Source organism: Pseudomonadota bacterium, from assembly GCA_039024915.1.
In the GTDB taxonomy this organism is placed as follows: domain Bacteria; phylum Pseudomonadota; class Alphaproteobacteria; order Rhizobiales; family MH13; genus MH13.
This window is the reverse complement of the sequence record JBCCPK010000003.1, coordinates 420,122-432,618: the sequence shown is the minus strand read 5'-3', so window position 1 is coordinate 432,618 and position 12,497 is coordinate 420,122. Positions and strand designations below refer to the sequence as shown.

Below are 12,497 nucleotides of genomic sequence, written 5' to 3'. Positions count from 1 at the left end.
CCTAGTGCGCGTCCAGCGCGTCGAGCGCGCCGGGTTGGTCTTTCACGGAAAGCCGATCCATGAGCGTTTCGGACGCCTGATTCATGCCGACAATCTCGACATCAGCACCGTCACGTCGGAACTTTAAAACGGCCATGTCGAGTGCCTGAACCGATGAGATATCCCATATGTGAGCGTCCGACACATCGATGATGATCCGCTCGGGGACCTCGCGAAAATCAAAGGCGGCCATGAGATCCTCGACTGAGCCGTAAAACAGCTGCCCCTCAACCCGGTAGGTGCGGACGCGACCGTCATCGCTGATGGTGGGCGTAACCCGGAATAGCTGTGCGATCTTTGCTGCGAAGAAGATACCCGACAGAAGCACGCCGACCAGTACGCCGATGGCGAGGTTGTGGGTGAACACGACCGTTATCACGGTCGCCAGCATCACAACGGATGACGAGCGCGGGTGGGTCCGCAGATTGCTGATCGATGACCATGAGAACGTTCCAATTGACACCATGATCATGATGGCAACGAGCGCGGGCATCGGGATGATGGAGACAAAGTCGCCCAAGCCCACCACAAGGATTAGAAGGAAAACACCGGCGACAAAGCAGGACAGTCGCCCGCGTCCGCCTGATTTCACATTGATGATGGACTGGCCGATCATGGCGCAGCCTGCCATGCCGCCTATGAAGCCCGTCGCCGTGTTCGCAAGGCCCTGACCAATGCACTCCTGATTGCGATCGGACGCAGTGTCGGTGAGGTCATCGACGATGTTTTGCGTCATCAGGCTTTCAAGCAGGCCCACGACCGCAACGGCGATCGAATAGGGCAGAATGATCATCAGGGTTTCCAGATTGAGCGGAATATCGGGGATGAGAAACATCGGCAGTGTATCGGGCAATTCGCCCATATCGCCGACCGACCGCACATCGATGCCAAGCGCCCAGACCAGCGCTGTCAGAACAATGATCGTGACCAGCGGGGAGGGGATAGCACGTGTCACGCGCGGAAAGAGGTAGATGATGGCAAGTCCGACTGCGACCAACAAATAGGTCATCCACGTGACCTCGCGTGGGTCAAGTTCAGGTAGCTGCGCCATGAAAATAAGGATCGCGAGCGCGTTCACGAAACCGGTCATCACGGATTTCGAGACGTAGCGCATCACGAAACCGAGCTTCAGAGCACCGGCCCCAATCTGAAGGAGACCGGCAAGGACTGTCGCCGCAAGTAGATACTGCAGGCCGTGGTCGCGAACCAAGGTCACCATCAGGACTGCTGTCGCGGCCGTTGCGGCGGAAATCATGCCCGGCCGTCCGCCTGCAATGGCGGTGATTACGGCGATAGAGAAGCTGGCGTAGAGGCCAACCTTGGGGTCGACCCCGGCGATGATCGAGAAGGCGATAGCCTCAGGGATCAACGCGAGCGCAACGACGAGACCGGAAAGCAGGTCCCCGCGAATGTTGTGGAACCATTGATGACGATAAGCATCGAGCGAAATCATGCATATCCTGACCCGATGCACCTATTTACGGCGCATCGGTGGTGCGAGAGGTTGAAGCCGGTACTTTGAGGAAACCGGTACGGTCGGGGGCACGTCCAGAAATGGCCGGTGGCACCGAGCGCCGCTATAGCGCCGCCAGCGGCATCAGCCAAGCCGGTTGGGTGAAGTGGTTTGCGTCACTCAGCTGGCGCGGCAGCAGCTCCACGGGGGGTTGCGTGATTGGTTGTTGGCGCGCGCAGGCAAAGCCGCAGGAGTGGAGGCACCGTCAACAGGGTCAGAAACGCCGACATGGAAAGCCCACCAACCACAACCGCACCGAGGCCTCGATACAGTTCAGCGCCTTCTCCGGGCACCAGCACCAATGGCAGCATGCCCATGATCGATGTGAAGGTGGACATGAAGATCGGGCGAATGCGGTTGTTGGTAGCCTCTTCGATAGCCTCGGTCGGCGACATGCCTTCTTCACGCAGATTGATCAGTGATTGGTGCACGATGAGGATGGCATTGTTCACGACGATGCCGATGAGGATGATGAAGCCCAACAGGGTGAGCATGTCGAGCGGCTGGGTCTGGTACGTATTGAGGAGTGCGAGCCCGCCTACGCCACCAGCCGCCGCAACCGGCACAGAGATCAGGATTACAAGCGGCAGAACAAAACTCTCGAACAGGATCGCCATCACCAGGAAAACGATCAGCAGGGCAACAATCAAATTGATCTGGATCGCGCCCCAAGTCTGGCTCAACTGGTCAGCGGTTCCGGAAACCGAAAGACGGATGCCTGGCGGCAGCCCTTGCTCCTGCAGCGGGGCGACGACCTGGTCTTCCAGCATGGTGACGGCAGTTTCGAGCGCGAGCGCGTCGGAGGGCCTGACCTCAAGGGTGACCGTGCGCAACCTATCAAGGTGGCGGATCTCGGTTGGGCCTGCGGTTACAACGACGTCGGCCAACGCCGACACCGGTACGATCAGCCCCGATGGTGTCACCACGGGGAAACTGCCAACGTCTTGCGTGCGGAGGCCAGTCAGCTCCGTCCGGTCGCCGAGTAGGACCAGATTCAAGCGATCTGCGCCCTCCGTAATTTCGGCAACGCGAATACCGTCATTGTAGGCATCGACCGTGGCTGCCAAAGCGGTCGCATCAAGGCCCGCATCTGCAAGCCGCAGTCGGTCCGGGATCAGCCGAATTTCTGGCGCGCCCAGCTCAAGGCCTGGGATCGGCCGGAACTGATGACCTTCCGAGCGCGGGAGAATGCCCGATACTATCCCCGCAGCCTGTCCGGCGATGCCAAGAATAGCGCCCAAATCCTGACCGGAGACGTTGAGTTCTATGGTTCGCCCGCCACCCACGCCCTGGCCGAAAAGCGATGGCTGCGTCATGAAGCCGAACGTCCCTGGCTCGGCAAAAATCGGGCGCGAGAGAATGGGGATCAGATCGCCTGCACGGGTGCCGTCTACCGCAGTCGCGCCGACAAAGCTGTTGCCTGGGGTCGCCACGAAGAAGAAATTCTCGATGACCGGGTCGCCATTTTCGAGTTCGAGGGCGGGCGCCGCTTCCCACATAGGCCGGGCTGCCCGCTCGATGCGCTCTGCGATCGTCTCGGTGGTGTCGAGATTGTAGCCAGGCGGGGGAATGATCAGCCCGAAGACGAGGTTGCGGTTCCCTTCGGGCAGATATTCAAGCTGCGGTAGGAATGTGACGGCTGCAAGCGCGGCGCTTCCGGCGATAAGCGACACCATCACAATGCCCAGCATTCGGGCACGCACCGTGGCCCGCACATAGAGCATTACGAGTGCCTTGAAGCCGCGTCCGAGATGATCGATGCCCGGAAGCGGAATGGTGGATTGTTTTCCCGAACCAAGCAGCCGGCTCGACAGGCTTGGGATAACCGTGACCGCTACAACCAAGGACAGCAGAACGGAAACTGAAATCGCGACCGCGATGTCGCGAAACAGCTGACCCGCCTCAAGCTGCATGATCAGAATCGGGATAAAAACCAGAACCGTTGTAAGGGCTGACACCAGGATCGCCCCCCAAACCTGCTTCGCGCCCTTGTAGGCCGCCTGCTGCCTCGAAAGGCCTTCTTCGCGGAGCCGGTAGATATTCTCCAAAACAACGATGGCCGCATCGACGATCATGCCCACAGCAAAGGCGATGCCAGCGAGCGAGATAACGTTCAGCGTTCGACCCGTGGCCGCCATCACCACGAACGTGGCAACGATGGAAACAGGGATCGAAAGGGAAACGACGAGGGTTGCGCGCGGACTTCTCAGAAAGAGCAGCAGCACCAAGGCGGCGAGCCCGCCTCCGATCCATATGTTCTGCACCACCAAGTCGATTGCGCCCTCGATGTAGATGGTCTCGTCATAGACCTGCTTGAGAACAAGGTTTTGATCCGCGACGGGGCCGGCTGAGAGTTCATCCAGCGTTCGCCGGACTTCGCCCATGGTCTCAATAACGTTGGCGCCGCGTTCGCGGACAATATTGAACGCCAAACCCGGCTCGCCGTTGAAACGCAGCCTTACGGTTGGCTCGCCAAAATCGAAGCCGACGCGGGCGACATCTGCAACGCGCACGCGGCCAAGCGGGCCACCATCGGCCTGCGAGCGCAGCACAACAGCTTCTACCGCTTCTATCGTGTTGAGATTGCCCTCGGCCCGCACGACATAGCGGCGCTTGCCTTCATCCACGTCGCCCGCGGAAATCGAGATGTTCTCGGTGCGAAGGCGTGCCACAACTTCGGGTACCGTCAGCCCGAAGCGCGCCAGTTGCTGTGGGTCGAGCACGATCTGCAGCTCCCGCGAGACACCCCCAAAAACATTGACGGCCGAAACGCCTTCGACGCGCTCGACGCGATCCTTGATGATGTCTTCGACAAAATCGCCATAGGTGGGCAGGTCGCGCGTGTTGCCTTCCCCACCGAGAACCAACACCCAAGCAATGGGGCTGTCATCCGATCCCGAAGTGTCGAGCGTCGGCTCGCTCGCTTCGTCCGGGTAGTCGCTGACGCGGTCGAGGCGGTTCGACACCAGCAGAAGCGTCTGGCTCATATCCACGCCGATTGCGAATTCGAGCGTGATCTCCGCTTCTCCGGTTTGCGAGGTGGAACTCATAAGTTCCAGACCTTCGAGGCCGCGCAGCACCTCTTCCTGCGGGTTGACGATCTCGCGCTCGATTTCGATGGGCGCCGCGCCGGGCCATTCGGTTGTGATCACGACCACCGGCGCGCGGACATCCGGGGCCAGCTGAATGGGAATGCGGCTCAGCGCCAACGCGCCAAACATCAGAGCCATGATGACGGTGGCGACGACTGCGATCGGCCGATCTATGGCGAAGCGAATGAAATCCATGAGACGTCGCTCCTTTCGCGGCCAGCGCTAGTTCTGTACCGGACCGGTGGCGGGGTTGGCTGCGGTTTCAGCCGCCCCCTGTTCGTCGTCGGCCGGCGCGTTCGTCGCCTGAATGGGTTGACCGGGGAACAGCCGTTCGTTGCCGCGGACCACAACGAAGTCGCCTTCGGTCAGGCCAGACAGTACCTCAAAGCGATCACCCATCGCTGCACCGATCTGCACTGTACGAGGCTGCGCGCTGCCATTGTCGTCGACGAAGACAGACCAGCCCTGCGCCCCCTGTGTAAGGGCATCTTTTGGAACAGAGAGTGCTTCGCGCGGCGGTGCGGTTGGAACAGAAACGGTTATCGATTGGCCGACAGCAGCCAAAGCGCCAAGTTCCCCATCAGCGGGGGAAAAGCGGACTGGCCGCGTTCTTGTGGCGGCCGCTTCCGTCGGCAGGATGGCCCGCACAACGACGTCAACCGGCACGCCGTCTGCGGTTTCTGCCGGCAGGCTCATGCCCTGTTCCAATCCGGCGACATATTGTGCCGGAACGCTTGCTTCTATCTCAAGGGTGGTGATGTCCAGAATACGAGCGACCGTCGCGCCGGCCGCGATGTATTGGCCACGGTCCGCTTCGACTTCGAGGACAATGCCGCGAAAGGGCGCAGCAATCCGCGCATTGGTGTTATTGTAGAGCGCACGATCATAGGCCGCTTGTGCATTGAACAAGCGCGCCTGGGCTTGAGCCAATTGCCCTTGAGCCTCAGAGAATAGACCCCGAAGTTCCTCAAGCCGTCCCTCCGAAAACGCGTTGCTACCGCGCAACTGGTCGATCCGCGCAAACGCATCCTCGGCACGGGCGACACGCGCGGTCGCGACCTCAATACCAGCTTGGGCCTCGGCGAGGTTCGCTTCTGCTTGGGCCAGCTCGATGCCGATCAACTCGCGATCAAGCACAGCCAACATGGCATCGGGCTCCACGCGATCGCCCACCAATACCCCAACCTCAGCAACGATCCCCGCAACACGCGTCGCGACTGTGCTGTCGTTTTGCGCAACCACCTGCCCGAAGACTGGCCGTGTCTCGGATAGTGTTCGCATTTCAACCCGCTCTGTTTGAACGGGAGAGGGGCCGCCTTGCGCCAGTGCCGCCGAGGCGACACAAAGCAAAACGAGCGCTGAAAGCGCGCTTGGGATGCGAGATGGGAATACAGGCATCGTCAGGCCTCGCCGCAAAAGACTGTGTGGAGATCCGCTGTCGCTGACATTACGCAGGAGTCGACGTGTTGGACGCCTTAATAATCGACGATTTTCAACATGGGTGCACAAATCGTCGGCACCAACCCCGCTTTGATTCACGCTCAGCGCCCCGGTTTGACGGCCGAGCCGCATGCACGGAGACGGGTTATGGCCGTTAAAACAAGCGTAGGTGTTGTGCTTGCTGGCGGCCGTTCCCGCCGGATGGGTCGCACCAAGGCGACCTTAACCGTCGGTGGTGAACGTTTAATCGATCGGCAGCTTTCGCGGCTAAGAGGGATGGTCGATCAGATCGCCGTGTCGGGCCGTGAGAACTTTGGACTGTCTTTACCGGTCATCGCGGATCGGTTGGGTGTCGAGGGTCCTGTGGCTGGAATTTTGGGTGTTGCGGACTGGTTGGGCGCGCAGCAACAAGCCGCGGCGGGATTTCTCACTGTTCCTGTGGATACGCCTTTCCTGCCGCTGGATTTGGCGGAGCGGCTAATGGCGGAGCCAAACCAATCGGCCATCGCAGCTGACGAAGTCGGCGTCCATGCAACCTGCGCTTATTGGGCGCTGGATGCGCTTGGTGAGGTCGAGGCTTCGTCATCCCCGTCTCCTTCCCTTCGCGCAATCGCGGAAATGGCTGGCGCTCGAACCGAACGTTGGCCGTCCGACCAGCACTTTTTTAACATCAACACGCCCGCAGATTTGGCGCTTGCGGAGGCAAGACAAGCTGGTGCAGTAAGCGCAAACTGATTTTGCCTTTGATCGATATCATTTGCGCTGTTGGTTATTTTTTGCGCAATTGCCGTTTAACTGGTGAAAACGTTCTTCGCATAAGCCTTTTGGCGGACTTCGATGTCTCGGAAGCCCTAAAACGCTCCGCTAATCTCCTCACTTGGTTCAACAGGTGCTCAGCGCCGATATGTGAGAGGGATCTTTCCGTGAAACGTCTAGCTTTTACCGCTGCCGCTCTGGCTGCCGCCACAGTATTTGCGGCACCCGCCCTTGCCGTTGATGGCGCCGGGCCACTGGTCGGTGCGGACTGGGTGATTGAAAACCAATCCAATCAGGATGTGGTGGTTGTCGACATCCGCGCCAACGTCGAAAACACTGACCTGGGTGAGTTGCCCTACATCGCCGGCGCCGTATCCGCGCCGTACAACACTGCCGGCTGGCGCACGGAAATCGATGGCATTCCTGGTGTTCTGCCTGACCTGGCAGAGATCGAGTCGCTTATCGAGAGCCTCGGCATCGACAATGATGATCATGTTGTCATTGTCCCGTGGGGCACCGATTCAACCGAGTTTGGTTCTGCAACGCGTGTGTACTGGACGTTCCGTTACCTGGGCCATGACCAGGTTTCGATTCTCGATGGTGGCTGGCGCCAGTTCGATGCCGCTGGTGGCGAGCGTGCGGCCGAGCCTACAGTTGCGGACGCGTCAGAGTTTTCCGTTGAGATCAATGACGCTTTGCTTGCAACCACTGACGATGTCTTGGCCGCTATCGACAGCGATGTTCGCCTTGTCGACGGTCGGCCGCTCGAGCAGTTCCGTGGCGAAAGTAAGAGCCCGGTCGCGCAGGCAGCGGGGACGATCCCAAGTTCTGTGAACCTGCCACACAGCGATTTCTACAGTGGCGAGTTCGCTCGCTTCGCGCAGCCGGAGACGGTTGAAGCGCTTGTGGCTGCTGTAGGTGTCGATCCGCAGGGTGCGACCATCACATTCTGCAATACCGGCCACTGGGCATCGGTTGCGTGGTTCGGTCTTAGCGAGGTTCTCGGCAACGAGCAGACAGCGATGTATGACGGCTCGATGGCCGAGTACACGCAGAACCCTGCCAACCCGCTGGTGCCTGCTCGCGCGACGCAGTAACCAAACCACCAATAACGGCAGAATGGCGCTTCGCTTGTCGGGGCGCCATTTCCCATTGAAAACAGGATCTTTTGATCATGGCCGACGCCGCCCTCGCGGTTGCACCGCCCAAGCCAATCGACGTGAACCCTGCGCGTGTCGCAGGCGGATTTCTGTTGTTGGGTTTCCTCGCGATCGCCTGGCTCGTCGACTGGCGGCAGGCCTCGCTCTTTGCTATCGGCGCAGGGCTCGGTTTCGCTCTTTATCAAGGCGCGTTCGGCTTCACCGGTGCTTGGCGGCGCATGGTTGTTGAAAAGCGCGGTCGCGGTATTCGCGCTCAAATGCTTATGATCGGCATCGCGGCAATCGCCATGATGCCGCTGCTCGCCGCCGGTTCTCTGGGAGACCAGCCCCTCGCGGGCGCGCTCGCCCCGGTTGGCGTATCCGTCCTTTTCGGTGCGGGCCTTTTTGGTTTGGGCATGCAGCTGGGCGGGGGCTGCGGGTCCGGAACCTTATTCACCGTTGGTGGCGGGTCGGCGCGCATGTTGGTCACCTTGGTTTTCTTTGTTGTCGGAGCTGTTATCGGGACAGCTCATTTGCCTTGGTGGCTGGACCAGCCTGCGCTTCCGGCCATCAGCCTGGGTGCCAGGTTTGGCGTACCGGTTGGCCTTGGCCTGTCACTTTTGGGTCTCGCCGCCGTTGCCGCGCTCACGTGGATCATTGAGCGCCGTGCTCATGGCACCGTCGAGCGGGAGCCGGCGATTGCAGCAACCGATTGGCGGTGGCTTTTACGGGGACCGTGGCCATTGATCGGCGCAGGCCTCGTGCTTGCGCTTCTGAACGTCGCAACCCTCCTTGTGGCGGGCCACACATGGTCCATCACGTATGGTTTTGGCCTTTGGGGCGCGAAAATTGCCAGCTTGGCCGGTGTGCCGGTTGAAACCTGGACCTTCTGGACATGGCCCGGTCAGGCCGAGGCTCTGCAGAGTTCGGTTCTTGCCAACACCGTGTCTGTCATGAATTTCGGTCTCATTTTGGGAGCTGGCCTTGCCGCGTCTCTCGCAGGCGCGTTCGCGGTGAGAACACACATTCCCTTCAAGTCGCTCATGGCCGCAATTCTCGGCGGCCTGCTCATGGGGTACGGTGCCCGGCTTGGTTTTGGTTGCAATATCGGCGCGCTGTTTTCGGGTATCGCGTCTGGAAGCGCCCACGCATGGTTATGGTTTGCAGCGGCGTTCGCCGGTTCGACACTTGGTGTGGCCGTGCGCCCCTTTTTCGGGTTGAGCGGTTTCCGAGCAAAGAGGCAGGGCTAACATGACCGCAACGCGAAGCACGATACTGTTCGCCGCGGCGCTCGCCGCGACGACCGGTGCCGTGGCCCTCGACCACGCTGCGCACGGCGTGCCGGAACCTGTACCAGCCGCCACAGCGCAGCCAGCTGCGGCTGCTGCTCCCTGTTCCGCTGGGGCTCCTGCTCTCGCTCCTTGCGCCGCTGCGGCTCCAGCTCCACGCACCCTTCAGCCACCACCGCCACCCCCTGCGGTACCCGCGCCGACCGCCAACCGCGCTGCGCCTCCTCCGCCGCCAGCAGCACTGCCGGAGGGTGCAGACGAAGCGCCTGATCTCGCGCAGCCGGAAGTCGGCGGAGCGTCGTGAGCGGGGACGCACAACGCGATGCAAGTGCTCAGGAAGTGGCGTTTTGCGAACGTGTTCTGGCGAAGGGCGGCCAATCCGTCCTGACTGAAACGCTCCGTGGTCATGCGGAGCTTTCGACATGGACCAAGTACCCCGACGGCGAGGTCTTCGACCCAGACAGTGGTGCGCAGTGGTTTTATCACTCTCATGCCCGCGATGAGGACGAAGCTTTCAGTGCTTCCAGTGAGCATGGACACTTCCACTGCTTTGTGCGTCCGGTAGGCCCCGATGGCCCGATCCATCACCTATGCGCGGTCGGCGTCGATGCGCACGGACGGTTACTCCGACTGTTTACGGTCAACCACTGGGTGGTCGGCGACACCTGGCTGGGGGCGGACGCCACGATCGCATTGCTTGACCGTTTCGATGTGCACATGCCGCAGCCATCCTATCTGGTGAACCGTTGGTTGACGGGTGTTCTGTCCGCCCACCGTCCGATCATCGTTGATTTAATCGGACAGCGGGATCGGCGTATCGCGACATACAAAAGCCCCGACGGAACAGATCCCAAAGCATGCCGTGGCTTAGAGGTTACCGCAGAACATCGCTTCTAGAGCGAATGTGCAGGACGCGCTCGGATCGCGGTCATAACGCCGCGAAGCTCGGCCAGTCCCCTCAGCCGTCCAATTGCCGAGTACCCCGGATTGGTTTGCTTGTCATGGTCATCGAGGAGGATGTGACCATGGTCGGGCCGCATCGGGATTTGCCAATCTTTGCGGCCTTCATCTCGCCGGCGTTGTTGCTCCGCCAACAATCGTTCAATCACGCTGACCATATCGACATCGCCATCGAGATGGTCGGACTCGTAAAACGTACCGTTTGGTTCGCGGCGAACGTTGCGAAGATGGGCGAAGTGAACCCGATCGGCAAACGCGTCAAGCATGGCAATCAGATCATTATCCTCACGTGCGCCCAGTGATCCTGTGCAGAAGGTGACGCCGTTCGAAGGCGATGGAACGGCTTCAAGGAGCGCCGCGTAATCAGCTTGTGTGCTCACGACCCTGGGCAGACCAAAAAGTGGCATGGGTGGGTCGTCGGGATGGACGCAAAGGCGGGCACCGCACGCCTCTGCCCGCGGCACGACAATGGCAAGGAACCTTCGAAGTGCATCGAAAAGCGCAGCAGGAGATGTGTCATCAAACTGGCTGATCCGTTCCAAGATGCCATCGCGATCGTGCGACAACTCCGAGCCAGGAAGCCCAGCTATGATGGTCTTCTCCAGAGTGTCCCGTTCGTCGGCGGATAATCGTTTTGCGCGCGCTTGCGCCAGCGCCTGCATGGCCGGATCATAATCATCCCAGGCGCCCGGGCGTTCGAGGACAAACATGTCGTACGCCGCGAAAGCCGTCATGTCGAAACGCAAAGCCAGCGCGCCGGTTGGTAGCCGATAGCTCAAGTCGGTTCGCGTCCAATCGACCACCGGCATGAAGTTGTAACAGATGGTTTGAAGGCCTTGCTCGGCCAACCTCTCGACCGTCGTTGCGAACGCGTCTGTGAAGTGGTCGGCTTCGGGGCCGGCGAACTTGATGGACGGATGAACCGGGATGCTCTCCACCACGCTCCAGCGTAGGTCAGCGGCTTCAATCAGCCGTTTGCGCGAAGCAATTGCATCGCTGCTCCACGCTTCACCATCATAGGTTTCATGGAGGGCCGTAACGATGCCGGTCGCGCCGGTTTGCCGGATGTCCGATAGCGTGACTGGATCGGATGGCCCATACCAGCGCCAGGTTTCCTCAAGTCCGTCATAACCATCGCCAGGGACCTGCGCAGTGTGCATGTTGCGTTGACTTTCTTTTGGCGTTTCCGTCGTGGAGTGTTTCAACCAAACGAGCCTCGATCAAGGGCCCCTTTCGCGACGAAAGGGCAGGGTACGACTTGGCGAGGATTGCCGGCGCTTCTTGCCTGCTTCTTGGCGCTGGGCGAACGTCGCGCGCACAATGCCTGAAGCTGGGGATATGAGAGTGGAAATGATTGAGCTGGAAGCAGGTGATGCACGGTGCGTTGTTGTCCCGGAACTGGGTGCGGCGATCGCATCGCTTACGGTCGGTGATCGTCCTGTTCTGCGCTCCACCGATGCGAAGCCCGCCGACGAGGCCTTCGAACTAGCGTGCAATTTGATGGTTCCGTTTTCAAATCGGATCAACGGAGGCTTCACCGTCGATGGAACGTTCTACCGGCTCGATCCAAATCGAACCGACCAGCCTTACGCCATCCATGGCGACGGCTTTCAGAAAGCGTGGGCCGTGGAGCGCCAAAGCGGTACCGAGGCTTCGCTTACACTTGAAGGCGCCTACGGTCCGCTCATTTATAGCGCGCGCGTCGACTACCAGCTTACAGCGGGCGCGTTGACGTCCGTGCTGACCCTCACGAGCAGAGCGGATGACATGCTGCCATTCGGCGGCGGCTTTCACCCATGGTTTCCCAGAAGCGATCATACTCGGTTGAAGGCAAAGCTGACCGGTTTCTGGCCGGCAGGGGCCGATAAGCTACCGACGAGCGCGGTCGAGCAGCCGGTCCCCATCGATTTTGATTTCAGCGAGCCTACAAGGCTGCCCACTGGAGCCCTCGATAACGGCTTCAGCGGTTGGGATGGTTCCGCCCATATTGACCAAGGCGAAGACGCCGTGAGCGTGTCCATCACCAGTTCGACGCTCGATCATGCGATCATATACGCACCGTCGCCGGAGGCAGGCTTCTTTTGCTTCGAGCCGGTCTCGCATCCGATCAACGCGCACAATCTACCTGGGATGCCCGGCCTGAAACTCTTGGCTCCGGGAGAACGTCTTCGCATGGATATGGTCCTTGAATGGCAAGGTATGCGACGTTAGCTGATGGGAAGTGATGGGCTCTCCTAAGTACGCTTTACAGGCGCTTCGTCAGCCTGCA

General features: G+C 60.3%; 10 protein-coding genes. 6 read left to right on the top strand and 4 right to left on the bottom strand.

Annotation, left to right across the window (positions count from 1 at the left end):
- Window position 1: 1 nt before the first annotated feature.
- The 3 genes from AAF739_08225 to AAF739_08215 form a co-directional block, all read right to left on the bottom strand.
- Window positions 2-1,492, bottom strand: a complete 1,491-nt coding sequence (locus AAF739_08225) for a SulP family inorganic anion transporter (protein ID MEM6382644.1) — start codon at window positions 1,490-1,492, stop codon at window positions 2-4.
- A 176-nt stretch (window positions 1,493-1,668) separates the two neighbouring features.
- A complete protein-coding gene (locus tag AAF739_08220) occupies window positions 1,669-4,839 on the bottom strand; it encodes an efflux RND transporter permease subunit (GenBank protein MEM6382643.1) in 3,171 nt (1,056 codons plus the stop codon).
- Between the two features lie 27 nt (window positions 4,840-4,866).
- Window positions 4,867-6,042: an efflux RND transporter periplasmic adaptor subunit gene (locus AAF739_08215; protein MEM6382642.1), complete on the bottom strand. Its 1,176-nt coding sequence runs from the start codon at window positions 6,040-6,042 to the stop codon at window positions 4,867-4,869.
- Between the two features lie 189 nt (window positions 6,043-6,231).
- Here AAF739_08215 and AAF739_08210 point away from each other — a divergent pair, with 189 nt between their 5' ends.
- The 5 genes from AAF739_08210 (at window position 6,232) to AAF739_08190 (ending at window position 10,165) form a co-directional block, all read left to right on the top strand.
- Entirely contained in the window at window positions 6,232-6,819 is a 588-nt protein-coding gene (locus tag AAF739_08210) for a molybdenum cofactor guanylyltransferase (GenBank protein MEM6382641.1), read from the top strand.
- A 188-nt stretch (window positions 6,820-7,007) separates the two neighbouring features.
- On the top strand, window positions 7,008-7,937 hold the full coding sequence (locus tag AAF739_08205) for a sulfurtransferase (GenBank protein MEM6382640.1): 930 nt from the start codon (window positions 7,008-7,010) through the stop codon (window positions 7,935-7,937).
- 77 nt (window positions 7,938-8,014) lie between these two features.
- Window positions 8,015-9,229, top strand: coding sequence for a YeeE/YedE family protein (locus tag AAF739_08200; GenBank protein MEM6382639.1), 1,215 nt, complete (start codon window positions 8,015-8,017; stop codon window positions 9,227-9,229).
- Window position 9,230: 1 nt separating this feature from the next.
- A complete protein-coding gene (locus AAF739_08195; protein ID MEM6382638.1) occupies window positions 9,231-9,572 on the top strand; it encodes a hypothetical protein in 342 nt (113 codons plus the stop codon).
- On the top strand, window positions 9,569-10,165 hold the full coding sequence (locus AAF739_08190) for a hypothetical protein (GenBank protein ID MEM6382637.1): 597 nt from the start codon (window positions 9,569-9,571) through the stop codon (window positions 10,163-10,165). The genes AAF739_08195 and AAF739_08190 overlap by 4 nt, the downstream gene beginning before the upstream one ends.
- Here AAF739_08190 and uxuA read toward each other — a convergent pair.
- Window positions 10,162-11,388 (bottom strand): mannonate dehydratase, encoded by a 1,227-nt coding sequence (gene uxuA, locus AAF739_08185; GenBank protein ID MEM6382636.1) that lies wholly within the window; start codon window positions 11,386-11,388, stop codon window positions 10,162-10,164. The genes AAF739_08190 and uxuA overlap by 4 nt on opposite strands.
- Before the next feature lie 190 nt (window positions 11,389-11,578).
- Here uxuA and AAF739_08180 point away from each other — a divergent pair, with 190 nt between their 5' ends.
- Window positions 11,579-12,439, top strand: a complete 861-nt coding sequence (locus tag AAF739_08180; protein MEM6382635.1) for an aldose 1-epimerase — start codon at window positions 11,579-11,581, stop codon at window positions 12,437-12,439.
- The last annotated feature ends 58 nt before the right edge of the window (window positions 12,440-12,497 follow it).

What these genes read in the sequence shown, in the direction of transcription:
- AAF739_08225 (MEM6382644.1), bottom strand. Translation starts at nt 1,492, where the DNA reads ATGATTTCGCTCGATGCTTATCGTCATCAATGGTTCCACAACATTCGC.
- AAF739_08220 (MEM6382643.1), bottom strand. Translation starts at nt 4,839, where the DNA reads ATGGATTTCATTCGCTTCGCCATAGATCGGCCGATCGCAGTCGTCGCC.
- AAF739_08215 (MEM6382642.1), bottom strand. Translation starts at nt 6,042, where the DNA reads ATGCCTGTATTCCCATCTCGCATCCCAAGCGCGCTTTCAGCGCTCGTT.
- AAF739_08210 (MEM6382641.1), top strand. Translation starts at nt 6,232, where the DNA reads ATGGCCGTTAAAACAAGCGTAGGTGTTGTGCTTGCTGGCGGCCGTTCC.
- AAF739_08200 (MEM6382639.1), top strand. Translation starts at nt 8,015, where the DNA reads ATGGCCGACGCCGCCCTCGCGGTTGCACCGCCCAAGCCAATCGACGTG.
- AAF739_08195 (MEM6382638.1), top strand. Translation starts at nt 9,231, where the DNA reads ATGACCGCAACGCGAAGCACGATACTGTTCGCCGCGGCGCTCGCCGCG.
- uxuA (MEM6382636.1), bottom strand. Translation starts at nt 11,388, where the DNA reads ATGCACACTGCGCAGGTCCCTGGCGATGGTTATGACGGACTTGAGGAA.
- AAF739_08180 (MEM6382635.1), top strand. Translation starts at nt 11,579, where the DNA reads ATGATTGAGCTGGAAGCAGGTGATGCACGGTGCGTTGTTGTCCCGGAA.